This is a genomic window from Streptomyces sp. DSM 15324, assembly GCF_001514285.1.
In the GTDB taxonomy this organism is placed as follows: Bacteria; Actinomycetota; Actinomycetes; order Streptomycetales; family Streptomycetaceae; genus Streptomyces.
On record NZ_KQ949023.1, the window covers coordinates 884114 to 906167 of the forward strand.

The following is a 22054-nucleotide window of genomic DNA, read 5'->3' on the forward strand; positions in this document are numbered from 1 at the left end:
CTCAACCGGTATTCTCCCGCAGCGGCAGGGGAACCCTGTCCCTTTTCGGCCACCCCAGCCGGCCCTGGACGTGGCGCGACAAGGAGGAAGCGCACCGGGTCGCCAGGCTCAGCGCCTCGCTGATGCCCCGGCTGAGGAAGATGAGGTCGCAGGCCACCATGGTCAGCGCGAAACCCGTCAACCCCATGAAGACCGCGATCGAGAGATGGAAACCGATCGACACGACCGCGGCCCAGGGGCGAAGCTTCGGCACGAGGATGCCCAGGGGGAAGTACACGAGGAAGGCGACGGTGGCGTACGTGCCGCTGAAGACCAGGAACTCGTTGTCGTAGACGATCTCCGAGACGCCGGGCAGGGTGAACTCGGGGACACGCATGACGTAGAACAGGGCGGTGCCGTCCTGCCAGAGCCGTCCCTGCACTTTGTACAGACCGCTCGTCACGTACACCAGACACATCTGTACGGCGACGGAGAGGACACCGAGATTGTGCAAGGGGGTGGCCATGGCCCTGAGTACGGCCGGCACACGTGCTGCGAGGGTCCGGGCCAGGCCGGTCGGCAGCGAGAAACGGCTGTAGCAGCGGGTGAGCAGCAGCATTGGTATGACGACGTAGGCCAGGTTGTCCCCGCCGTCCAGGATCGTTATCTGGCGTTGGTAGACCGACCAGAGGAAGATCCAGTGAACGAGCAGGACGGCACGTCCGCCGATGCCGACGGTGACGGCCAGGGCGGCCAGCATGCCCAGGTGGAACACGGTCTCGAACCACACCGTCGAGTCGCTGACGGTGTACAGGCTGAACGTGCCCGACTCGTGGACCTGATCCACGAAGTCCTGCCAGGGCAGGACGCCGTCGGGACCGAACATGTACCGCCGGTCGCTGTAGTCACCGGCGTAGAACATGAAGCCGACGAACCCCAGAAGCACCCGGGTTCCCGACACGCCGACCAGGCTCAAGGGGCGCGTGGTCAGGGCGTCGACGCGCGAGAGAAGATTGTTCACCGCAGATCCTCTGCCTTCAGCCATTCAAGATCCTGAGCGGAGACCTTTCCGCCGGTGAGCGGTCTATTTCGCTGCGACCACGGCGGCATCTCGTGGTAATAGACACGGACTTGGATGCTTTCGGTCCCGTCGGCGCAGGCCTGGGGCATCTGCGTCAGTGAAAAGCGGGCAAGGAAGCGCGCCGCATCGTCGCGCGAGGTCCGTTCTATGGGCAGCAGGGGGAGAACCGGGCTTTTCTTCTGCTTTTCGGCCTCACGTATGCGGCTCAGGACGGGGTCCGACTGGGTGAGTTGTTGGAGGGTGCTGGAAATCAAGCGGGCCGTGCGCGGGGGGAAGAACCGGCTGTCCTGCGTGCTCTTGATGGTGGGCGTCGTGACGTCGTAGTAGGGCGTTACGCTCCCGTCCCCGCAGCGGGCTCTTGCCAGAATCCCCCGGTCGTCCGTCAGGGGATCGGGGGCGAAGAGCATCCAGTTCTGGGTGAAATATGGATGCAGATAGCGGGTCATTGCGTCGTAATAGCGGAGCTTCGGCGGGGACAACGGGGCCTGGGAGAACGCCGCGACGAGGAAGTGGAAGCCCAGGAGGGCGGCGCCGACGAGCAGCACCGCCCTCCTGGCAGCGACGTGCTGCGTCACTTGTCGAAGATCCCCTCGGCCGACCCGGCCGGGGCGCCGGGACCGTCCTTGGGCGCCGAGCCGAGGCTGGCGATCACGGAGGCGTGCTCGAGGGCGTTGTTCACGGCGGAGCTGCTGATGGCGGCACGCGCGTGGACCGCCGCCCGCGCGACGGCCGACCTGATGATCGCGGGCTGCTTGTCCGAGTCGACGGCAGTCGTCTTCTGGGAGACGACGACCGGAGCCGCGGTCCCGGCCTGGGCCGCCCCCTGGGTCGCGAGCACGATACCGGCGCCGGCCAGGGCGGTGCCCACGGCGATGATGGCCTTGCGATTCATATCCGTCCAATCTGCGAGACGGCAGGGGTGAGCCCTGCCGTGTCGTCGGCGAGTCGACTGAGTTCGGCCGCGGTGGAAGAACGCGGCTGACGGGGGTGTCGCGCGGGGCTCAGCGATCGAAGATCGATGCGGCCGGGAGGGAGCCCGAGTCGGGGGAGACCGCAGTGGCGGAGCCGAGGCTCGCGATACGCGCGACCTGCGTCACGTCGCCGGCCGCCTGGCGGACCGCGGAGGTGCCCGCCGCGGCGGTGACATGCACGGCGGCCCGTTCGGCCGCGGAGACGGCGCTGCTCGCCACCCTGGCCGCGACGGACCTGATGACCTGCGGCTGATCCGCGGGGGCGGTGGAGGTCGCCTGAGGGGAGGTCGCCACCGGAGCGGCGGACGGAGTGCCGGCCTGTGCGGGGCCCTGAGTGGCCAGCATGATGCCGGCGCCGGCCACGGCCACGCCGACGACGGATAATGACTTTCTGTTCATTGAGTGGGTCCGATCTGCCTTCGCGCGGGGCGTGAAGGCTGGATGTCTCGGCTGACGGGGGAATTCCCGACGACCTCAACTATCCTGGCGGGAAGGCAGATCGGCCATTGTCACTTACGGCATGACCGCATCCGGCATCACCACATCAGGCATTGCCACTTCCGGCATCACCACATCAGGCATCACCACATCCGGCATTGCCACTTCCGGCATTGCCGCATCCAGTGGCGAGGCCTCCGGGAATGTCGTGTCGGACGCCAGTCGGACGCGGTTCCGGTCGCCCACTAACGCTGCTTCCGTTCGTGACTGAAGTTCCAGCTTGCGAACGATGCTGAATATGTGTGCTCGAACGGTACGTTGGGCGATTCCGAGCCGGTTTGCCAGGCCTTGGTTGGTCAGACCGTCGGCCAGCAGCAGGAGGACCTCCCGCTCACGCTTCGTGAGCTGGTCCATCCCCTTCGGCAGGCGATCCACCGGTCGGGTGGATCGGTGGCTGCATAGGGTTCCTGCGCGCATGAATCCCTCCGTTGTTTTGTTCCCCCTTGGACGACTCGAACATAACGCAAAAGTTCGATCACGTTCAGGGGAAAGGAGTCGTCGCCGAGGGGTGGGCCGACGCCGTCCGCCCGCAGCCGCGCGACAAGAGGGAGACTGGGGACATGTGCCGGAGCATCAAGACGCTGCGTCCGCCCGCGTTGCCCGAGCAGGCGACCCCGGAGGACATCCACGCCGCCGCCCTGCAGTACGTCCGCAAGGTGTCCGGGTTCCGGGCGCCGGCCGCCCACAACAGGGAGGTGTTCGACCACGCCGTGGAGGCGATCGCCGAGGTCACGGCCCAGCTGCTCGGCGGCCTGGAGGTGCGGGGCGCGGCGAGCCGGGCGTCCTGAGAGCTGAGCCCGCATCCGGCGCGCGGCCCGTCGTACCGGGCCGCAGCCCGGCTACGCCGACGGGCGGCGCATGACGTACGCCGCTCCCGCGCCCGCCCCGAACAGGGCCAGCACGGAGACCCCCGTGGCCAGCCAGCCGGCGCCCAGCCAGTGTCCGCCGAAGTAGCCGAGGGCCACGCTGTACGCGGTCCAGGACAGTCCGGCCAGCGCGGACCAGGGCAGGAAGTCACGGGCCCGGCGGTGCGCGGCACCGGCGATCAGGGAGACCACCGAGCGGCCGGCGGGCGCGAACCGGGCGAGGACGACCAGGGCGCCGCCGCCCCGGGCCAGGGCGTCGCCGAGACGTTCCTGCGCGGTGGTCAGCCGCCGGGAACGGGAGATCGCCCGGTCCAGGCGCTCACCGCCCCGCCAGGCCAGCCGGTAGGCGACCAGATCGCCCAGCACGGACGCGGTCGTCGCGGAGAGGATCAGGGCCAGGATGTCGGGCACCTCGTGCGGCACCCGGCCGGTCGCCGCGCCCGAGCCGGCGGCCGCCGCGGTGGCCGCCGTGATGACCAGCACCCCGCTCGGCAGGACCGGCAGAAACACGTCCAGCAGGACCGACAGGCCCACCAGCGCGTAGATCCAGGGGCTGCCCAGCAAGGCCCCCACACTCTCGAACACCGTTCGCTCCCCCGTGACAATGACAGCCATACAGCGTACGCGGGGGAGGTGACAGAAGGGTCACGAGGGGTGTTTGTGTTCGCAGCGCGCATTCACTCCCGGACCCGCTCGCAGTCCTCGGCGGCCGCGCCTGTGAACACGGGTGCCCTCCCGGTCGTCGTGGCGAGGGCACCCGGCGCACGGCGTTCTGTTACGGGGTCAGGCCGTGACGGTGGCCTGCTGGGCGGACGGCCCGCGCTTGCCGGGCGAGCGCCTGGTGATCAGCCCGTCCAGGCTCAGCGCGCCGGAGCCGGTGAAGACCAGCAGCAGGAAGGCCCAGCAGAACATCGCGGAGGGCTCGCCGCCGTTCTCCAGCGGCCACAGGGCCCCCGGCTGGTGCACCTTGAAGTACGCGTACGCCATGGAGCCCGAGGCCAGGAACGCGGCGGCCCGGGTGCCGAGGCCGATCAGCACCAGGACGCCGCAGACCAGCTGGATCGTGGCCGCGTACCAGCCGGGCCAGGAGCCCGTTTCGACGGTGCCGCCGTCCGTGCCGACGGCGCCTCCCAGGATGCCGAAGAGGGAGGCGGCGCCGTGGCAGGCGAACAGCAGGCCCACGACGATGCGGAACAGCCCTAACGCGTAGGGCTGCGCGGTGTTGAGGCGAGCGGACATGGTGGGGGGCGCTCCTTCGGTGTCGGATCGGTGGGACCGTCCTGATGGGGCAGGGGGAGGACGGTCCGTCGGTGGGGCGGCGGTACCGAACGAAAGATCAACGCTAGGCGCACCTAATCAATGCTTTCAAGTTCAACATTGAGCCACGACCCGGGCTCCGTCCGGGGCCCCGACTCCGCCGTCGCCGCACGTAGGACGGCTCTCGCCACCGCGTCCGCGTCCGAAAGCATGACCGAATCCACGCCCGGACGGGCTCCCGCCGCCGTCACCCAGTGCACCCCCTCCGTGGGCACCCCGAAGGCGAACCGCCTTGTGTGCGGCCTGCCTTGACGGTCTATCAGGTGATAAGGCCGTGGTGTCACATCCAGTCCGCCGGTGACATGCCCGTCGACCGCGTGGGGCCGGCACCGCCCGGTCTTCAGCAGCCGGGCCAGCAGGACGTCGGCGGTGCGGCGCAGCTCCGGTTCCGGCAGCCGGGCCTCGACCAGCGTGGTCACCCGGACCGCCGAGCCCGGAACCTCCGGGGAGCGGGCGACCCAGGCCCCGCCCTCCTCGCGCACCTCCAGGCGCGGGCCGAGCACCTCCACCACGCCCGCCTCGATCAGCGCGGTCAGCTCCTCGATGCGGCGCCGGGGCGGGCCGATGGACAGGAAGGCGTTGAGCGGGGTGTACCAGCGGTCCAGGTGGTCCCGGCGGGAGGCCCCGGCGAGCCCGCCGTGGTCGACGACCAGCCGCAGCTCGTTGCGCAGATCGCGCAGCACGTCCAGGGCCGCCTTCAGCGGGCCCGCCACGTTCCCGCGCGCCGCTTCCCGTGCGTCCCGCCGCAGATGGGCCAGCAGCCACTCCCGCCACTGGCCCGGGTGCGCGAACCGCCGTTCCGCGTACGGCCGTGAGATCCGGTCCCAGCTCCAGCGGTCGCCCTCCGCCACACCGAACGCGTCCAGGACGCGGGCCTCCTCGGGGTGCCGGTGCGGCACGGCCAGGAAGCGGTCGGCGAACTCCGCCCGGCCCGTCAGGGCCGTGTAGTACACCGTCTCCACCTCCTTGGCCACCAGCGGCCAGACGTCCGCCAGGAAGTCGGGCGCCTCTCCGGAGTCCGCCCGCTTGCGCAGCCCCGCGATCACCTCCGGCGTCAGCACCAGCGGGAGATGCCGCCCGTAGGGCCCCTTCGCGTTGTCCCCCCGCGCCTGGTACGGGACCCCGCGCCGCGAGCCGGCGTGGATCCGGGGCTCCCGGCCGGACGGCACGTAGCGCAGTCCGACCGCGCCCGGGGCGGCCCGCTCCGCCCGGACGAAACGGCCGCCCCGCCCCGTCGTCAGCAGGGCCATGTGGTCGAAGAAGTTGAGGCCCAGGCCGCGCAGCAGGACCGGTTCGCCGGGGGCGACGGCGGAGAGGTCGACGTCGGCCGGGTTGGCGGGGGCGACATGGCGCAGACCGTGCCGTTCGGCGTAGGCCGCGTGGCGCTGTTCGGTGCCGTCGGCGACCAGCGGCAGGTGGCCCTGGGCCAGGACGACGGCAGCGAGGCCGAACAGGACCCGGCCGTCGTCGAGGGTGAGGACCTGACGGCCGTCGGCCGCGTCGTCCAGGCGCACGGCACGGGCCGCGTGCGTCTTCACGCGCACCGAGGGCGGCGCCTCGCGCACGGTCCGCGCGAACACCCACTCCAGGTAGCGGCCGTAGTGCGCGCGGGTCGGATACGCGTCCGGGTCCAGCGTGCCGCCCGCCCATTCGTGGAGGCTGGGGCCGGGGCGGATCGGGCCGGCGCAGTCCACGCTCTCGTCGGTGAACAGCGTCACCTGGGAGGCCACGGTGTTCATCAGCAGCTCGGGCGACTGCGTGGTGCGCCACACCCGGCCGGGCCCCGGCGGATCGGGGTCGACGACATGGACCGTGAGCCGCACCCCCGGCGGGAGGAGGTCCGGCGCGGACGCGCAGAGACGTTCCAGGACGCTGGTCCCGCGCGGCCCGGCGCCGACCAGGGCGAGGGAGACGGACACCGTCGGCGCTTGCGCTTCCGCGTTCACTGATGGCAAAGGGGTGACTCCCGGGCGTGTGGGGCGCGATGGAGTGGACCGTCCGCGTGCGGTACTGGAGGCGGACGGTCCGCCTCATCATGCCTCCCCCAAACTCTTCGAGCACGGGGGGACCCCCACCGTCACAGAAGCCAACGCGGGCCCCACCAGCCCCAGTTGTCGCGGTTGACCCTCATCTGAGGGTCAAGTCGGACTCCTCCACGGTGGTCAACCCGCCCTTCGCGCGCGCCTGTTCCAGCGTCAGCCGGGCCGAACGGCCGTGCAGGGCCAGGGTCATGAGCTGGTTGCCGAACCAGGGTCCGCCCGTCTTCCGCCAGGAGACCGGCGGCCGGGCGCAGCCGCCGTGCCCGGCGAACCGCCGCCCGAGCGCCCGGGCCACCGCGCTCCAGCCGATCCGGAAGCCGACCCGGATCGACAGCGGGATCGAGTTGTGCACCGGAGAGCAGGTGAGCTGCAACACCCGCGCGTCCGGGCCGCTGCTGTTGCTGCTGCTGCTGCCGCCGCCGCTGCCGCCGCCCTTGCCGTTGCTGCTTCCGCCGCTGCCGTCGCCTCGGCCGCCGCTGCCGCTGCCGTCGCCTCGGCCGCCGCCGCTGGTGCCGGGCCACCGCGGCTCGGCCACGTACGCGTGGTGCACATCACCGGAGAGGACCAGCACCGTCGCCGGCGCGTCCGGACCCGAGCCGGCCTCGGCGATCAGTTCCGCGAGCGCGGCGAAGGACCCGGGAAAGGCCGCCCAGTGCTCCAGATCCGCCGCCCGTCGCAGCCGCTCCCCGAACCGCGCCCAGCGCGCACCCCGTTCGCCCCGGCACAGGGCCGCGTCCCAGGCCTCGGCGTCGTGCACCAGATGCGGCAGCAGCCAGGGCAGCGAGGTGCCGATGAGGAGATGGTCGTAGGAGCCCCGGTCCTGGAGGGCCTGCTCACGCAGCCACCGGGCCTCCCCGGGGCCGAGCATCGCCCGCGCGCCCTCCTCCAGCACCCGGGCGGCCCGGGTGTCCACCATCAGCAGCCGCACCCGCCCGAAGTCCCGCCGGTAGCTCCAGCGCACGGACGCCGGGTCGGCGTCGGCACGGCAGGCGAAGGCGCGCAGGACGTCGGTGGCGTCGGGGGTGGCGCGTACGGCGGCGTAGAGCGGGTCGGCGGCCAGTTCGGCGGGGGAGAGGTTCCCCAGGTGCTGATGGACCCAGTACGACATCAGGCCGCTCAGCAGCCGCTCCCGCCACCAGGGCGTGGCCCGCAGGTCGGCGAGCCAGGCGGCGGAGGTGTTCCAGTCGTCGATGACGTCGTGGTCGTCGAAGATCATGCAGCTGGGCACGGTGGACAGCAGCCACCGCACCTCGGGGTCCAGCCAGGACTCGTAGTACAGCCAGGTGTACTCCTCGAAGTCCGCGACCTCGGCGCCGGGCGCGTCCGCGAGGCCCCGGCGGGCCCGTATGCGCTGCCTGACGGCGTCGGAGACCTCGTCGGCGTACACCTGGTCGCCCAGCAGCAGGAGCGCGTCCGGCCGTTCGGCGGCGGGGTCGGCGGCGAGCCGGGCGGCCAGGCTGTCCAGGGCGTCGGGGCCGACCGGGTCCTCCGCGCCGGCCGGGGGCGCCGCCCAGCGGCAGGAGCCGAAGGCGACCCGGACGGTGCCGCCGCCCCCGGCCGGGGTCCGGATGACGGAGGGCGGGAAGCGGGAGTCGGGCGGCGGCCACACGGTGCGGCCGTCGAGGAGCACCTCGTACGCCGTCGTCGTCCCCGGCGTCAGACCGCCCACCGGGACCAGGGCGTAGTGATGGCCCGCCACCTGGAAGGTGCGGGCGGTGCCGCCGGCGCCGTCCGCGCAGCGCACCTCGGCGGCGCACGGACGGCTCGCCTCGACCCAGACGGTCGCGGACGAGGGGTCGGCGTATCTCAGCAGGGGGCCAAGCCGCAGTCCGGCCACGGGATCACTCTCCTCCGTCGCCCCGTACGGTACGCAGCGACGGAGGAGTGTGGGGAGGGCCCGGCACCGGTCGTCCGGTCGCCGGCCCGCCGCGCGGGCGCGCGTCAGCAGCTCGCGAGGTAGCTGGTGAGCGCGGACTTCTCGGCGGAGTCGACGGACAGGCCGTAGTAGTACTTCACCTGCACCCAGGCGCGCACGTAGGTGCAGCGGTAGGAGGTGAGGGACGGCATCCACTCGGCCGGGTCCTGGTCGCTCTTCGACTGGTTCACGTTGTCGGTGACGGCGAGGAGCTGCGGGCGCGTGATGTCGTTGGCGAACGCCTGGCGCTGGGCGGTGGTCCAGGCGCCGGCGCCGGAGTCCCAGGCCTCGGCGAGCGGCACCAGGTGGTCGATGTCCAGGTCGGAGGCGGCGGTCCAGGTGGCACCGTCGTAGGGGGAGTACCAGCTGCCGCTGGTGGCGGTGCAGGCGGAGTTGGTCACGACGTTCGTACCGTCCCGCTTGAGGATGTACTCGCGGGTGTTGCAGGTCCCGCTGATGGTGATCCAGGTCGGGAACAGGTCGCGGTTGTAGCCGGTACGGTTCTCGGCCGCGACGGTGAGCGAGGCGAGGTAGCTGCGGGCGGTGGCCGCGCTGACCGGGGTGGGGAGCGCGGCGGAGGCGGTGGGGGAGTCGAACAGCGCGGCGGAGGCCAGGAGACCGGTGAGTGCCGCGAGTATGCTCAGGCGTCGACGCGCGTAGAACTTGGGCATGCGAACTCCCTTGAGGAGCGGGGGTGTTGGGGCGCGGGCGAGGGGAATGCTCGTCGCGCCGCATTGCGCGGAGATGTGTGCGCGGTAAGAAGTTAGTGACGCGTACATGACATGACAAGGTGCACGGCGAAATGATCTCTGCCGCTTTCTCGTACACTGGGGGGAGCAGAAGGGGAGTAGCTCTTCGCCGGACCGTCGACATACTGCTCAGCTCGTCTGAGCCGGCGCCCGGAGGCAGGCCCGTTCCCGGGCCGGCCAGCGAGACCTTCGGCAAAGCAGTGCACATCCGTGCCCCACGGCACGGATGCCGTGTGCTGCCGTGCCGAGGTGTCATTGCTCGCGAAGTGCGCGGAACTCTCGGTGGGGCAGCCCCCGACCGATTGAGGAACCTTGATCAGCTTCACCGTCACGGCGCTCGTCTTCGGCGTCGTCTTCCTGGCCGAGCTGCCCGACAAGACCGCGCTCGCCGGTCTCGTCCTCGGCACCCGCTACCGGGCCTCCTACGTCTTCGCGGGCGTCGCCGCCGCCTTCGCCCTGCATGTCGTCCTCGCCGTGGCGGCCGGCAGCGTGCTCACCCTGCTGCCGCAGCAGATCGTGCACGCGCTGACGGGCGTGCTGTTCCTGGGCGGCGCCGCGGTGCTGCTGTTCAGGAAGGACGAGAGTGAGGAGGAGGTCCGGCGACCGGAGAACCAGTCGTTCTGGAAGGTCGCGGGCGCCGGGTTCATGCTGATCCTGGTCGCCGAGTTCGGCGATCTGACCCAGATCATGACGGCCAACCTCGCCGCCCGCTACGACGACCCCCTCTCCGTCGGCCTCGGCGCGGTGCTGGCGCTGTGGGCGGTGGCCGGACTCGGGATCGTCGGCGGGAAGGCGCTGATGAAGCGGGTGCCGCTGAAGCTGATCACGCGGATCGCCGCGCTGCTGATGCTGGCGCTCGGCGTGTGGAGCCTGTGGGAGGCGATCGCGGGCTGAGGCGGGTCCGCCGGGCGCCGGGCGGGGGCGGGGCCCCTCCGCGCCGTCCCCCACGTCCGGGCCGTCCGGGCCGTCCAGGCCGTCCAGGCCGTCCAGGCCGTCCGGGCCGTCCGGGCCGTCCGGGCCAGGGCGCCGGGGCGGATGTCGGCCCCTGCGTCGAGCTGAACGCTCGGTGAACGCTTTCCGGGGCGGGTGGCGGTGGACGCCCCTTGTTTTGTACCGTGGGTGAACAAAGTGGCTCCCGCCCGTTTTCCCTGACCGGCGGGCGGGGCCGCCTTGGCTCGTACGACGCTTTCGTGGGGAGCTGCTCATGCCGGTCCTGTCCGCCCGTGCCCTTCTGCTCGACATGGACGGCACCCTGGTGAACTCCGATGCCGTCGTCGAGCGCATCTGGCGGCGCTGGGCCGAGCGGCACGGGCTGGACGGCGACGAGGTCATGCAGGTGGTCCACGGCCGCCAGGGGTACGCCTCGATGGCCGTCCTGCTGCCCGGCCGGCCCATGGAGCAGAACTTCGCGGACAACGCGCGCATGCTCGCGGAGGAGACCGCCGACCTGGACGGTGTGGTGCCGGTGCCGGGCGCGCCGGAGTTCCTCGCCTCCCTGATCGCGCAGGGCGTGCCGCACGCGCTGGTGACCTCGGCGGACGTACCGCTGGCCACGGCGCGGATGGCGGCGGCGGGGCTGCCGCTGCCCGCGCTGCGGATCACGGCGGAGTCGGTGGGGGCGAGCAAGCCGGACCCGGAGGGCTTCCTCAAGGGCGCGGCCGAACTCGGGATCGCGCCGGAGGACTGCGTGGTGTTCGAGGACTCCGGGGCCGGCATCGAGTCCGGGCGCGCCGCCGGGATGCGCGTCGTGGGCGTCGGCGCCCGGGCCGGACTGCACGGACCGGACGCGGTGGTGCGCGACCTGCGCGAGGTGCGGGTGGAGACGGTGGCGGGCGGAGTGCGGATTCACGTGGGGTAGGGGCGCCGGCCCCTGCTGCCGGTCACCGCCGCGGCCCCGCCGCTCTACGGCTCCTTGGTCTCCGACTCCAGGCTTGCCCTCGTTGCCGCGCCGTAGACGCCCGGCTCGTCCTCCTGGAGGCCGCGGGCCCACTGGTAGGTGCGCACGGCGGTTTCCACTTCGCTGGTGAAGGTGCCGTTCGCCTCGCCGTCGTAGAGGGACAACTGGGCGAGCCGGAGCTGGAGTTCGGTGACCTCGTCACCCTTGTCGCCCAGCCGCAGGACGGGCGTGGCGATGGTCTGGCGGCCGCCGTCGGCCCGACGGTCGGTGCCGATGGTGGCCGTGGCGGGGGCCGTGGGGACCGTCGTGCTCGCCGTGGCCGACGGTGCGGCCGAGGGTGAGGCGCTCGACTCCGCGGGGGTCGGTGAGGGGCGTTCGCCGTGCGCGGCGGGCGGTGGCGGGGCGCTCGACTCCGAGGGGGAGACGGTCTCGCGCGGGGCGGACGCGGAGGCCGCGCTGGCCGAGGAGTCGGGGACGGAGGCCCGTACGTCCTTCGGGGCGGCCCCGTCCCGCGTCGGCTTCTCGTAGGTGAACAGACCGCTCGCGAACCCGGCCGCGGCCACCACCGCCACGGCGGCACCGGTGGCCGCGATCACCAGGACCCGCCGTCGCAGCCCCCGCACCGGCTCCGCGTCCCCAGGACCGGGCCGGCCCGCCGCCTCGGCACGGCCGGGCTCACCTGCCGACGGACCCCGCCGGAACGGCCGTGGCACGGGCGGGACCCGCGGGAGCCGCATCGTCGCGTCGGAGGCAGGCGAGGCCCCCGGCGGCGCGGTCGCCTCCGCGCCGGGCACCGCCCGCAGGGTCATGGTCGCGTCGACGGCGTTCCCCGTCCCGGCGCCTCCGGCCCCCGGCCGACCGGCGGCAGGCGTTTCCTCCAGCTCGACGTACGGCCGTATCCGCAGGGGGTCGAAGTCCTCCGCCGCGGCCGCTTCCGCCGTACGGGTGTCGCGCAGGGCGTCGGACGCACGCCGGGCGCAGGTGCAGGACGGGGTGTTGTCGGCTGCGCGCAGCGCCCCGCACTCGGGGCACGGATGCCCGTGCGGCGGCCCCGGTCGCCCCGGCCAACCCGTCCGATCGCTCACGTGTTCGTCCCTCCCCCTGAGAACTCCCGAGTCTATGCAGATCCTCCACACGGCCGACGCGCCCCGCCCGGGAATGCCGCGTGCCGTCGGGTTTTCCCTCGGTGCCCGCGAGGACTCGGGAGGCCATAACCGGTCACACCGATCACGATGGACATGGCACGACAGCCTCAGGAGGTATCCATGGCCTTGGACGCGCACAGCAGGACCGCGGATCCACGTGAGGAACACGTGTCCGGAAACGTCCTCGTCTCCATCGGCGCCCTCCTGCTCGGCATGCTCCTCGCCGCCCTGGACCAGACGATCGTGTCCACCGCCCTGCCCACCATCGTCAGCGACCTGGGCGGTCTCGAGCATCTGAGCTGGGTCGTCACCGCGTACATGCTCGCGTCGACGGCCGCGACCCCGCTGTGGGGCAAACTCGGCGACCAGTACGGGCGCAAGAAACTCTTCCAGGCCGCGATCGTGCTCTTCCTCATCGGCTCGGCCCTCTGCGGAATGGCGCAAAACATGCCCCAGCTGATCGCCTTCCGGGCGCTCCAGGGGCTCGGCGGCGGCGGGTTGATGGTGCTGTCGATGGCGATCGTCGGCGACATCGTCCCGCCCCGCGAACGCGGCCGCTACCAGGGCCTGTTCGGCGCGGTGTTCGGCACCACCAGTGTCCTCGGCCCGCTGCTGGGCGGCCTGTTCACCGAGCATCTGAGCTGGCGCTGGGTGTTCTACGTCAACCTGCCCGTCGGCGTCGTCGCGCTCGCCGTCATCGCGACCGTCCTGCACGTCCCTCGCCGGGGGACCCGGCACGTCATCGACTACCTCGGCACCCTCCTCATCGCCTCCGTCGCCACCTGTCTGGTCCTGGTCGCCTCGCTCGGCGGCACCACCTGGGACTGGGCCTCGCCGCAGATCGCCGGACTCGCGGTGCTCGGCGTCGCCCTCGCCACCGTGTTCGTGACCGTGGAGCGGCGGGCCGTCGAACCCGTCCTGCCGCTCAAGCTGTTCCGCATCCGCACCTTCACGCTCTCCGCCGTCATCAGCTTCATCGTCGGCTTCGCGATGTTCGGCGCGCTGACCTATCTGCCGACCTTCCTCCAGGTCGTGCACGGCGTCTCCCCGACCATGTCCGGGGTGCACATGCTGCCGATGGTGGCCGGCATGCTGCTGTCGTCCACCGGCTCCGGACAGATCGTCAGCCGCACCGGCCGCTGGAAGGTCTTCCCGGTCCTCGGCACCGGCGTCACCACGATCGGCCTCCTCCTGCTGCACCAGCTCGACGAGAACAGCTCCACGGGCGAGATGAGCACCTGCTTCTTCGTCTTCGGGCTGGGGCTCGGCCTGGTCATGCAGGTCCTCGTCCTGATCGTGCAGAACGCCGTCGGCTACGCGGACCTCGGCGTCGCCACCTCCGGCGCCACCTTCTTCCGCTCCATCGGCGCCTCCTTCGGCGTCGCCGTCTTCGGCACGGTCTTCGCCCACGGCCTCGGCGACAAGCTCACCGACGCGTTCCGGGGCGCCGAGCTGCCCTCCGGTGTCTCGGTGCGGGGCCTCGAGTCCGACCCGCGCGACATCGCCGAGCTGCCCTCCTCCCTCCAGCCGCAGGCCCTGCACGCGTACGCGTCCGCCATCACCGACGTCTTCCTGTACGCCGCCCCCGTCGCCCTGCTCGGCTTCGTCCTGGCCTGGTTCCTGAAGGAGGACCCGCTGCGCGGCTCGGTCACCGCGCCCGACGTCACCGAGACCCTCGCCAGCAACCCCGTCGAACGATCCTCCTACGACGAGGTGTGCCGGGCGCTCTCCGTCCTCGGCACCCGCGAGGGCCGCCGCGAGGTCTACCGCACGATCACCGCCCGCGCCGGGCACGACCTCCTCCCGGCCGCGAGCTGGCTGCTGCTGCGGATGAAGCGGTACGGCAGCGTCGAGCCGGGTGTGCTCGCCGAGCGGACCACCGTCCCGTTCCCGGTGGTCATCGAGGCCGCCCGCCAGCTCGAGGAACGGCGGCTCGCCGTACGCCGGGGACTGGACCTGCAGCTCACCGCGCGGGGCCGGGAGGTCGCCGAGGACCTGGCCCGGGTACGGGAGGAGTCACTCGCGGAGCTGCTCGGCGACTGGTGGGGCCCCGACCGGCCCACCGACCTGGTGCAGCTGGTCAGGGAACTCAACGACGAGCTGTGCGGCTCCGACCGCGAGCAGCCGCACGAGGGACGGCCGGAGCCCGGGATCAGATGAGCCCCCTGGTGAACCAGTGCTCGGCGTACGGGTCGTCGTTGTGCCGTGCGGTCTCCGTGTAGCCCAGCCGCGCGTACAGGGCCCGTGCCTCGACCAGGTCACTGCGGGTGTCCAGGATCATCCGGGTGGCCCCGAGCGCGCGGGCGGCGTCCTCGGCGGCCCGCACCAGCAGCGGTGCCCCGCCCTTCCCGCGCAGCCCCTCCCGTACGAACACCCGCTTGAGCTCGGCGGTCGCCGCGTCGAGCAGCAGCACGCCCGCGCAGCCGCCCGGCTCACCGTCGTACCGCCCCACCAGCAACCGGCCGCCCGGCGGGGTCAGTTCCGCCCAGGTCCGGGCGGCGATCTCCCGCTCCAGCTCGCCGGGGTCGGTGCGGTGGCCCTCGTGCAGCAGGTACCAGCGGTCGCTGACCTCCGTGTAGTACTCCCGCCAGAGGGCGGCGGCGACGGCGGAGTCGGCGGGTTCCGGGGCTACGGTCCAGGTCATCCGCTCATCCTGCGGAGACCGTGGGCGGGGCGCGCAACCGGTTATGCGCGCTCCGGCCACGCCTCCCGTCGCCTTTCCCGTGTCCTGCGCGGCGGGCGCCCCGCCGCCGGACCCGTTTGGGAGGGGGCCCACGGGCAACCCGGAACGGGAACCGGCCCGAGGGGCCGACACACCGGAAGGCAACCATGTCCACAGGCGTGATCATCGCTCTGATCGTGGCCGCGGCGGCCGTCGTCGCCGTGGCGGCGATCCTGTTCGTGCGGGCCAGGGGCGCGCACGGCGGACGGAGCCTGAAGCAGCGCTTCGGGCCCGAGTACGACCGGGCCGTGGCCCGGCACGACGGAGACGTCAAGGCGGCCGAGCGGGAACTCGGCGGGCTCGTGGAGCGGCATGGCGGGCTGCGTGAACGGCCGCTGGAAGCCGCCGAGCGCGAGCGGTTCGAGAGCCGCTGGACGGCCGCGCAGGAGCGGTTCGTCGACTCCCCGCGGGAGGCGGTCGCCGAGGCCGACCGGCTCCTGGCCGAGGTGGCCGGCGCCCGCGGCTTCCCGGACGGCACCCGGTACGAGGACCAGCTCGCCGCGCTCACCGTCCACCATGCCGACCACGTCCACGGCTACCGGCGCGTGCACCGGGTGGCGGCGGGGGCGCGGGCCGGTGTCGGGAGCGGCGGAGGCGCCGCCGGAGCGGACCCGACGGCGGTCGAGCGGCTCGGCTCCGCGCCCGGCACGGAGGACCTGCGGGCCGCCATGGTCGAGGCCCGCGCCCTCTTCGACGACCTGCTGGGCCGGCCCCGCCGGCACCGGCGCCAGACGAAGGAAGCGTGAGACGCGATGACCGACATGAGCCGGGACGCCACCCGGGAAGCGCAGGACGCGCGGGACGCGCACGACGCGGAGAGCCGGCGGCCGCTCACCCCGCTGGAGAAGGCACGAGCGGCGGTGCGCTCCCGTACCACCGCGCCCGCCCCGGCGGGCCGGCCGTCCGAGACGGCAGTCGCGGGCGGGACGGCGGGGATGGCAGCGACCGCACGACCGCAAGAGACCTCGGGGATGGCAGCGACCGCAGGGACGGCAGAGACGACGAGGACGGCAGAGACGACGGGGACGGGAGCGACCACGGCGTTGCTGCCGCAGGAGGAGTGCGACGAGCTCGCCTCGCGGATGCGGCACGCCGTCGTCGGCTTCGTGGACGGACCCCGGGACGCCGTCGCGGAGGCCGACCACGTACTGGAGGAACTCGCCGAGCGCGTCACCGACGCCGTGAACCGCCGTCGCCGCACCCTGCGCGGCTCGTGGCAGCCCGCGGACCGGGAGAGCGAGGCGACCGCACCGGACACCGAACAGCTCCGGCTGGCCCTGCGCGACTACCGCGAACTGTCGGAGCGGCTCCTGCACGTGTGATCCGTCGCCGCCCGGCGCTCCCGCCACTCCCGTACGACCGCTTCCACGTCGTACGGCTTCATGCCCAGCGGGGGGCCGGGCGGTGGCTTGAACATCATGTCCCGGAGCTTGACGTTGACGTCCGTGATGATCTTCCGGACGATGCGCTCCGAGGGCGCCGCGTACGCCGCCGCGAGGGCGTCCTCCGCCTCCTTGCGCAGGGCGAGCGTCGGAGGCAGCACCGACAGCCCCTCCCGGGCCATCTTGGCCTTGATCCACCACAGTTCGTCGTACACGGTGTCGGTGCCCGGCGGCAACGGCTTCCCCGCGCCCGGCAGTTGATCGAACTCCCCACGCCGTTCGGCGTCACGGATCTGTTTGTCGACCCACGACTCGAACGGGACACCGGGTGGCTTTCGCTCGGTCATGCCTCCATTGTGCCGGACGTGACCGGGCCGGGCGATTTATCATGCCGCCGCTGTGCAAACACTGTTCAGCGGCTTTTCCAGTCGTCACCAGCCGTCGCGTCACGGCTTCATGAAGGAGCGCATGTGCTCGAACTCACCATGGCCACCGTCTCCGGGGCGGAAGAGGGTGCCACGGCCGGCATGCTCATGGCCGACGCGCCCAGTGACCCGGGCGCCGTGCTGCGGGTGGGCCGGGACAAGTCCGTGTGCCGTCTCGTGACGCCCGAGGACTGGCTGTTCGTCTCCCGGGTGCACCTGGAGTTCCTGTGCGGCCCCGAGGGCACCTGGCAGGTCTCCTGGCTGCGCGGCTCCCAGGACGAGCCGTCCTCCGAAGTGCGGCTGCTGGTCGGCGAGTACGCCCAGCAGGTCGCGTACGGCGGCACGGTGCCGCTGCCGCGCGGCGGCTCCGGTGAGATCGTCGTCATCGACCGCACCGGGCCTCGCAGCGTCAACGTGGGCTTCTACCACGAGATGTAGCCCGTCCCCGGCCGCCGGAGGGGCTACGCCAGGACGCGGGCCAGCGCGAAACCGTCGTAGCCCTTGGACCCCACCGTCTGGACCGCGGTCCCGCTGAGCCGGGGGTGGGAACCGATCAGTTCGATCGCGGCGCGGGTGCCCCGGATGTCCCCTTCGGTGCTGCCCGCGTCGACCACCCGGCCGCTGCGGACGACGTTGTCCACGACGATCAGGCTGCCCGTGCTGGTGAGTCTGAGCGCCCATTCCAGGTAGTGGGGGTTGTTGGCCTTGTCGGCGTCGATGAAGACCAGGTCGAACGGCGGCGGGTTCTCGTCGGCCAGCCGGGGCAGCGACTCCAGGGCCGCGCCGACCCGCACCTCCACCACCTTGTCCAGGCCCGCCCGGGCGATGTTGCGGACGGCTACCTCCGCGTGCCGGGGGTCGTACTCCAGCGAGATCAGCCGGCCGTCGGTGGGGAGCGCGCGGGCCAGCCAGATCGTGCTGTAGCCGCCGAGGGTGCCGATCTCCAGGATCGTCCGCGCGCCCTGGATCTCGGCGAGCAGCTGGAGCAGCTTGCCCTGGTTCGCCGTGACGTTGATCGCGGGGAGCCCGGCGGCCTCGCTGTCGCGCAAGGCGGCCGCGGTCACCTCGTCGTCCGGGGCGAGGTGGTCGGTGAAGTAGGCGTCGACGGCCTCCCAGACCTGCGACTCGCTCATGCGCTCTGCCTCCCGTGTGCCTGCGACCGGTCAGCACCGCTGACCGGTCCTGTCAACGCGCGCCGCCGCGCCCGGGTTCCCGCCCAGCGGACCGGCTCCGTTTTCCCGCCCCACGAATTCACCCGTTCGGCCCAGGCATCACGGGAAGGGTGAAGGGCTTCGGGGGCGCGGGGGAGTGCGGGGGCGTGCCGGGTGGGCGTGCGGCGGGGCTTTCCTGCACGGTCGGCGGCCGGAGCGGCGGCGGAGGAGGCGTCCGAGGGTTCTGCCGGCTCTGCCGGGTCTGCCCCGGAAGGACTCGTTGCGACCACTGCGACCACTGCGACCGACGCGACCGCTGCGGCCGTTGCGCGGACTGTGCGTGCCGCCCGGCCGCCCGGGGCTGCGGGACCGCCTGCGAGCTGGGCGGCATGGGCGGAACGGCCGGCACGGGGGGTGCGGCCGGCACGGGGGGCGCGTCCGGCATGGGGGGCGTGTCCGGCACGGGGGGTGCGTCCGGCCTCGGGGGCACACCGGTCGCGGTGGGGCGAGCGGTGGGCATGGGAGGCGTCTGAGGGGCACGGGCCGCGGTGGGGCGAGCGGTGGGCATGGGGGGCATCTGAGGGGCACGGGCTGCGGTGGGGCCTGCCGTGGGCGTGGGAGGCATCTCAGGGACACCGGTCGCGGTGGGGCGAGCGGTGGGCATGGGAGGCATCTGAGGGGCACGGGCCGCGGTGGGGTGAGCCGTGGCCATGGGAGGCACCCGAGGGACACCGGTCGCGGTGGGTCGGGTGCGGGGCACCGGAGGCACGACCGGGGCGGCCCGCCGCCACGACCACGCCCGAGCACCGCCCCACCACCGCGCCACCCGGCCCACCCCGAAACCGGCCACCCCACCCGTTTCTTCACCGGGCGCCCCGCCCGGATCCGCACCCTGGCGGGGGGATCGGTGGGGGTGACGTCTGTGGAGGGCCAAGGTGATCGACACCGCGGCGGTCGCGAGGAGGCCGGCGATCACCGTCAGGAGCCACACCGGTATGCCCCGCACCCTGAGCAGCCGGTCCTCGTGGATCGCCTGCCGGAACGTCGTGTCGGCGGACGCCCGGCGCAGCGCGTGGTCCCCGGAGATCGTCGCGGGGCGCGGGAACTCCTGGGCGACGGCCGTCCGGAACGGCGTGCCCCGGGCCAGGTCACCGAGCGGGCCGCCGGCCGAGGCGCCGACCCGGCCCGCGAAGGAGACGCGGGGCCGCTCGCCGCCGATCCGGGACGCCGGCTCCATGCGGTGCGCGGCGAGCGACCCGAGCTGGAGCGCCAGCAGCACCAGCAGCGCCAGGAGGACGGCGAGGACGCGCGCGTGCGGCCGTGCCCCGGCGCCCCGCCGCTCCGCGCGCGCTCTTGCGCGCTCCCTCGGTGAACCGATCGTGCCGACCAAGCCGCCCATGTGCCGCAGCCCCTCCGTGGGTCCGTCGACGTCCGTCGCCGTCCGCCGATGCCGGTCAATGCCCGCCGCTGCCCCTCTTCACCGCACGCAGCCGTCCCGCTGCCCTCAGTGTCGTACGGGCGTACGACGGTACGGCTGAACCGGCCGTTCCGTTCGTGCGAAGTGCCAGTTCCGGCCGTGCCGTGACCCACATCGCGCCCCGCGGAGGCAACCTCGCCCCCGGCGCACTATCGTCTTCCGGACAAAAGGAGAGTCGACGTCAGGTGAAGCGGGGATGGCCTGCGTCTCTCTCCGGGGGCGGCTCGAGCCTCATAGGGTTCGTTCAGGACACACCCACGCGAAGACGCGTGGGACGCACGGGGCGGGAGGCCGACGAGGCGTGGCGAATGCGGAGCACAGTGGGCGACCGGCGGAGGCCTTCGGGGCGACGGCGGTCGGCACGGCGAGGGCGGCACGGCTGCGCGTGGCCCGTCTGGGCCTCTGGATGCTCGCGGCGGTCCTCGCCGTACGCCAGGTGGCCGTCGTCCTCGGCACCCCGCGCGGGGAACGGCTGACGGACCTGGAGACCTGGGTCGGACCGAACGGCGTCCTGCACGTCAACGGCTCGCTCTACGACTCCACGCGCTTCACGGGCACCCCTTTCGGGGGACTCGTCCTCAAGCCGCTCACCAAGGCGGCGGAACAGGCCCTCGGCTGGGGCTGGACCTTCGGCACGCTGCTCCTGGTCGTCGCCCTCGGCCTGGTGGCCGCGCGCGCCCTGCCGCAGCCGGTGAGCAGACGTACGTCCCTGCTCGCCGCGCCCGTCGCGATCAGCCTGCTCATGCTGTCGCTGCCGGTGCGCAACACCCTCTGGCTCGGCCAGACCAGCATCATCCCGGTGCTTCTGGTGCTGCTCGGCTGCTTCGTCGTGCGGGGCCAGAAGGCGGGCGGCGCGCTGATCGGCGTGGCGGCCGCGCTCCAGCCCACGGTGCTGCTCTTCGCGGCCCTGCTGTGGTTCACCGGCCGCCGCCGGGCCGCCGCCGCGACCGGTGCGACGTTCGCCGGGCTCACCGCGCTCGCCTGGGCGGCGATGCCGCACGACTCGTACACCTACTGGGTGCACCACATGGCGGGGGTCGGCCTCGGCGGCAGTGCGGACGCCCTCGCCAACCAGTCCCTGCACGGCGCCCTGCTGCGCCTCGGCCTGACCGGCCCGCTGGAGATCGGCCTGTTCCTCGCGCTCGGCGCGGCCGTCGCCGTCCTCGGCGTGCGCCGGGCGGTCCGCTACGCCCGCGACGGCCAGCTCCTGCTGGCGGTGGCGCTCACCGGCTGCGCGGCGATCGCGGTCTCCCCGACGACCTGGCAGCACCAGCTGCTGTGGGTGCTGCTCGCGGTGGTGGGACGCGTCGGCAAGCGCGCCTCCGACCGGTACGTCTGGCCGGTCGCCGTCGTCCTCGTCATGACCCTCCCGGCGCGCATGATGCTGCCGAACATGTCGGCGCTCTACCCGCTGCGGGACAACGCCGTCCTGCTCGCGGCCGTCGCCGCGGCGACGGTGGTCCCGTTCCTCTCCCGGACCTCGCCCTACTACCGCGCCCCGATCCCCACCGAGTACGCGCCCCCGGTCCCCGCACGGCTGCGCGGGGTCCCGCTGCTGCCGTTCCTCAAGCGCGTCCTGACCCGTCCGAACCTCCTCCTCGAACTGCTGCTGATCCGTGTGACCTACGCGGCGTACCAGCAGGTCCGGCTGGCGGCGACGGGCGGCTCGAACTCCGCGGGCCGGGTCCGCGCGGAGGCTCACGGCCAGCAGATCCTCGACCTCGAACGCTTCCTGCACATCGACATCGAGCACACGGTCAACCACTGGGTGGTGGGCGTCGGCTGGCTCCGCGACTTCTTCGACTTCTACTACGAGTCCTTCCACTTCGTCGTGCCGCTGACCGTCCTCGCCGTCCTGTACTGGCGCCGCCCGGTCGACTACCGCTGGGCCCGCGCGTCCCTCGGCTTCGCGACCCTGCTGGCCCTGGTCGGCTTCTGGCTCTACCCGCTGGCCCCGCCGCGCCTGATGCCCGCGCTCGGCGTCATCGACACGGTCCACGGCGTCCAGGACTTCTCCAAGCCCGACTACGGCACTCTCACCGCCCTGACCAACCAGTACGCGGCGATGCCGTCCCTGCACTTCGGCTGGTCCCTGTGGTGCGGGCTCGTCATCGCGATCGTCGCCCCCCGCTGGTGGATGAAGGCCCTCGGCCTCCTGCACCCCTTCTTCACGGTCTCGGCGATCGTCGCGACGGGCAACCACTGGGTCCTCGACGCGGCGGGCGGCGCGGTGGTCGTCCTGGCCGGCTTCGGCCTGTCGTACGCCCTGATGGGCCCCCGCGCCCGCACGGCCGACCTCCCGGCCCGCACGGACGCGGTCCCGGCGACGAGACAACCGACCGCGAGCGGCTGATCTCGACGGGGCAGCACCCGCAGGAACCTACGGGGTCGGCGGACCGCTCGAGTGCGCCCCGTGATGATTGCTTGACTCAAGGTTAGA

The 22054-nt window shown here is 72.7% G+C and carries 23 protein-coding genes; 8 read left to right on the forward strand and 15 right to left on the reverse strand.

Going from position 1 to position 22054, the window contains the following annotated elements:
• Position 1: 1 nt before the first annotated feature.
• From AQJ58_RS03795 to AQJ58_RS43725, 5 genes are all read right to left on the reverse strand, one after another.
• Positions 2–1000 carry an HTTM domain-containing protein gene (locus AQJ58_RS03795; RefSeq protein WP_067244709.1) on the reverse strand — a complete coding sequence of 333 codons (999 nt, stop codon included), beginning with the start codon at positions 998–1000 and terminating at the stop codon, positions 2–4.
• The gene (locus AQJ58_RS03800) at positions 997–1635 is read right to left on the reverse strand and encodes a DUF5819 family protein (RefSeq protein WP_067244710.1); all 639 of its coding nucleotides are present in this window, start codon (positions 1633–1635) and stop codon (positions 997–999) included. Before AQJ58_RS03800 ends, AQJ58_RS03795 begins: the two co-directional genes overlap by 4 nt.
• On the reverse strand, positions 1632–1952 hold the full coding sequence (locus AQJ58_RS03805) for a hypothetical protein (RefSeq protein WP_067244712.1): 321 nt from the start codon (positions 1950–1952) through the stop codon (positions 1632–1634). The genes AQJ58_RS03800 and AQJ58_RS03805 overlap by 4 nt, the downstream gene beginning before the upstream one ends.
• Before the next feature lie 109 nt (positions 1953–2061).
• Positions 2062–2430 (reverse strand): hypothetical protein, encoded by a 369-nt coding sequence (locus AQJ58_RS03810; protein ID WP_159056209.1) that lies wholly within the window; start codon positions 2428–2430, stop codon positions 2062–2064.
• A gap of 114 nt (positions 2431–2544) precedes the next feature.
• Complete coding sequence (locus AQJ58_RS43725) at positions 2545–2883, reverse strand: helix-turn-helix domain-containing protein (RefSeq protein WP_079078727.1); 339 nt, start codon at positions 2881–2883, stop codon at positions 2545–2547.
• 206 nt (positions 2884–3089) lie between these two features.
• Between AQJ58_RS43725 and AQJ58_RS03820 the strand changes: the two genes are divergently transcribed.
• Complete coding sequence (locus tag AQJ58_RS03820) at positions 3090–3317, forward strand: DUF2277 domain-containing protein (RefSeq protein ID WP_067244715.1); 228 nt, start codon at positions 3090–3092, stop codon at positions 3315–3317.
• A 51-nt stretch (positions 3318–3368) separates the two neighbouring features.
• Here the strand turns inward: AQJ58_RS03820 and AQJ58_RS03825 are convergent, their stop codons facing one another.
• The 5 genes from AQJ58_RS03825 to AQJ58_RS03845 form a co-directional block, all read right to left on the reverse strand.
• Positions 3369–3980, reverse strand: a complete 612-nt coding sequence (locus AQJ58_RS03825; RefSeq protein WP_067244717.1) for a DedA family protein — start codon at positions 3978–3980, stop codon at positions 3369–3371.
• Between the two features lie 198 nt (positions 3981–4178).
• Positions 4179–4634 (reverse strand): DoxX family protein, encoded by a 456-nt coding sequence (locus AQJ58_RS03830; RefSeq protein ID WP_067244719.1) that lies wholly within the window; start codon positions 4632–4634, stop codon positions 4179–4181.
• Between the two features lie 113 nt (positions 4635–4747).
• Positions 4748–6631 carry an FAD/NAD(P)-binding protein gene (locus tag AQJ58_RS03835; protein ID WP_107121948.1) on the reverse strand — a complete coding sequence of 628 codons (1884 nt, stop codon included), beginning with the start codon at positions 6629–6631 and terminating at the stop codon, positions 4748–4750.
• 208 nt (positions 6632–6839) lie between these two features.
• Positions 6840–8588: an alkaline phosphatase D family protein gene (locus AQJ58_RS03840; protein WP_067244723.1), complete on the reverse strand. Its 1749-nt coding sequence runs from the start codon at positions 8586–8588 to the stop codon at positions 6840–6842.
• A gap of 104 nt (positions 8589–8692) precedes the next feature.
• Positions 8693–9337, reverse strand: coding sequence for an HNH endonuclease family protein (locus AQJ58_RS03845; RefSeq protein WP_067244725.1), 645 nt, complete (start codon positions 9335–9337; stop codon positions 8693–8695).
• 390 nt (positions 9338–9727) lie between these two features.
• Between AQJ58_RS03845 and AQJ58_RS03850 the strand changes: the two genes are divergently transcribed.
• Together AQJ58_RS03850 and AQJ58_RS03855 are read left to right on the forward strand one after the other, a co-directional pair.
• Positions 9728–10309, forward strand: coding sequence for a TMEM165/GDT1 family protein (locus AQJ58_RS03850; protein ID WP_067244727.1), 582 nt, complete (start codon positions 9728–9730; stop codon positions 10307–10309).
• A gap of 310 nt (positions 10310–10619) precedes the next feature.
• A complete protein-coding gene (locus tag AQJ58_RS03855; RefSeq protein WP_067244728.1) occupies positions 10620–11273 on the forward strand; it encodes an HAD family hydrolase in 654 nt (217 codons plus the stop codon).
• Between the two features lie 44 nt (positions 11274–11317).
• Here AQJ58_RS03855 and AQJ58_RS03860 read toward each other — a convergent pair whose 3' ends face one another.
• Positions 11318–12397: a peptidoglycan-binding domain-containing protein gene (locus AQJ58_RS03860; protein ID WP_067244730.1), complete on the reverse strand. Its 1080-nt coding sequence runs from the start codon at positions 12395–12397 to the stop codon at positions 11318–11320.
• Between the two features lie 153 nt (positions 12398–12550).
• On the opposite strand from AQJ58_RS03860, the gene AQJ58_RS03865 reads away from it, so the two are divergent.
• Positions 12551–14617: an MDR family MFS transporter gene (locus AQJ58_RS03865; protein ID WP_079078728.1), complete on the forward strand. Its 2067-nt coding sequence runs from the start codon at positions 12551–12553 to the stop codon at positions 14615–14617.
• Here AQJ58_RS03865 and AQJ58_RS03870 read toward each other — a convergent pair.
• On the reverse strand, positions 14610–15101 hold the full coding sequence (locus tag AQJ58_RS03870; RefSeq protein ID WP_067244734.1) for a GNAT family N-acetyltransferase: 492 nt from the start codon (positions 15099–15101) through the stop codon (positions 14610–14612). The genes AQJ58_RS03865 and AQJ58_RS03870 overlap by 8 nt on opposite strands.
• A 185-nt stretch (positions 15102–15286) precedes the next feature.
• On the opposite strand from AQJ58_RS03870, the gene AQJ58_RS03875 reads away from it, so the two are divergent.
• Both AQJ58_RS03875 and AQJ58_RS03880 read left to right on the forward strand, forming a co-directional pair.
• On the forward strand, positions 15287–15925 hold the full coding sequence (locus AQJ58_RS03875) for a hypothetical protein (RefSeq protein WP_234359945.1): 639 nt from the start codon (positions 15287–15289) through the stop codon (positions 15923–15925).
• A 6-nt stretch (positions 15926–15931) separates the two neighbouring features.
• A complete protein-coding gene (locus tag AQJ58_RS03880) occupies positions 15932–16501 on the forward strand; it encodes a hypothetical protein (protein WP_067244736.1) in 570 nt (189 codons plus the stop codon).
• On the opposite strand, the gene AQJ58_RS03885 is transcribed toward AQJ58_RS03880, so the two are convergent.
• A complete protein-coding gene (locus AQJ58_RS03885) occupies positions 16465–16908 on the reverse strand; it encodes a DnaJ family domain-containing protein (RefSeq protein ID WP_067244738.1) in 444 nt (147 codons plus the stop codon). The two genes, AQJ58_RS03880 and AQJ58_RS03885, sit on opposite strands and share 37 nt — an antisense overlap.
• A gap of 123 nt (positions 16909–17031) precedes the next feature.
• Between AQJ58_RS03885 and AQJ58_RS03890 the strand changes: the two genes are divergently transcribed.
• The gene (locus tag AQJ58_RS03890) at positions 17032–17424 is read left to right on the forward strand and encodes a hypothetical protein (RefSeq protein WP_067244739.1); all 393 of its coding nucleotides are present in this window, start codon (positions 17032–17034) and stop codon (positions 17422–17424) included.
• A gap of 23 nt (positions 17425–17447) precedes the next feature.
• Here the strand turns inward: AQJ58_RS03890 and AQJ58_RS03895 are convergent, their stop codons facing one another.
• A complete protein-coding gene (locus AQJ58_RS03895) occupies positions 17448–18119 on the reverse strand; it encodes an O-methyltransferase (RefSeq protein WP_067244741.1) in 672 nt (223 codons plus the stop codon).
• A gap of 118 nt (positions 18120–18237) precedes the next feature.
• On the reverse strand, positions 18238–19536 hold the full coding sequence (locus AQJ58_RS45820) for a DUF2330 domain-containing protein (protein WP_067244743.1): 1299 nt from the start codon (positions 19534–19536) through the stop codon (positions 18238–18240).
• Positions 19537–19915: 379 nt separating this feature from the next.
• On the opposite strand from AQJ58_RS45820, the gene AQJ58_RS03905 reads away from it, so the two are divergent.
• On the forward strand, positions 19916–21967 hold the full coding sequence (locus AQJ58_RS03905) for a bifunctional glycosyltransferase 87/phosphatase PAP2 family protein (protein WP_067244745.1): 2052 nt from the start codon (positions 19916–19918) through the stop codon (positions 21965–21967).
• Positions 21968–22054 lie beyond the last annotated feature (87 nt).

What these genes read in the sequence shown, in the direction of transcription:
- AQJ58_RS03805 (WP_067244712.1), bottom strand. Translation starts at nt 1,952, where the DNA reads ATGAATCGCAAGGCCATCATCGCCGTGGGCACCGCCCTGGCCGGCGCC.
- AQJ58_RS03810 (WP_159056209.1), bottom strand. Translation starts at nt 2,430, where the DNA reads ATGAACAGAAAGTCATTATCCGTCGTCGGCGTGGCCGTGGCCGGCGCC.
- AQJ58_RS43725 (WP_079078727.1), bottom strand. Translation starts at nt 2,883, where the DNA reads ATGGACCAGCTCACGAAGCGTGAGCGGGAGGTCCTCCTGCTGCTGGCC.
- AQJ58_RS03820 (WP_067244715.1), top strand. Translation starts at nt 3,090, where the DNA reads ATGTGCCGGAGCATCAAGACGCTGCGTCCGCCCGCGTTGCCCGAGCAG.
- AQJ58_RS03830 (WP_067244719.1), bottom strand. Translation starts at nt 4,634, where the DNA reads ATGTCCGCTCGCCTCAACACCGCGCAGCCCTACGCGTTAGGGCTGTTC.
- AQJ58_RS03845 (WP_067244725.1), bottom strand. Translation starts at nt 9,337, where the DNA reads ATGCCCAAGTTCTACGCGCGTCGACGCCTGAGCATACTCGCGGCACTC.
- AQJ58_RS03855 (WP_067244728.1), top strand. Translation starts at nt 10,620, where the DNA reads ATGCCGGTCCTGTCCGCCCGTGCCCTTCTGCTCGACATGGACGGCACC.
- AQJ58_RS03865 (WP_079078728.1), top strand. Translation starts at nt 12,551, where the DNA reads ATGGCACGACAGCCTCAGGAGGTATCCATGGCCTTGGACGCGCACAGC.
- AQJ58_RS03870 (WP_067244734.1), bottom strand. Translation starts at nt 15,101, where the DNA reads ATGACCTGGACCGTAGCCCCGGAACCCGCCGACTCCGCCGTCGCCGCC.
- AQJ58_RS03875 (WP_234359945.1), top strand. Translation starts at nt 15,287, where the DNA reads ATGTCCACAGGCGTGATCATCGCTCTGATCGTGGCCGCGGCGGCCGTC.
- AQJ58_RS03880 (WP_067244736.1), top strand. Translation starts at nt 15,932, where the DNA reads ATGACCGACATGAGCCGGGACGCCACCCGGGAAGCGCAGGACGCGCGG.
- AQJ58_RS03885 (WP_067244738.1), bottom strand. Translation starts at nt 16,908, where the DNA reads ATGACCGAGCGAAAGCCACCCGGTGTCCCGTTCGAGTCGTGGGTCGAC.
- AQJ58_RS03895 (WP_067244741.1), bottom strand. Translation starts at nt 18,119, where the DNA reads ATGAGCGAGTCGCAGGTCTGGGAGGCCGTCGACGCCTACTTCACCGAC.
- AQJ58_RS45820 (WP_067244743.1), bottom strand. Translation starts at nt 19,536, where the DNA reads ATGGGCGGCTTGGTCGGCACGATCGGTTCACCGAGGGAGCGCGCAAGA.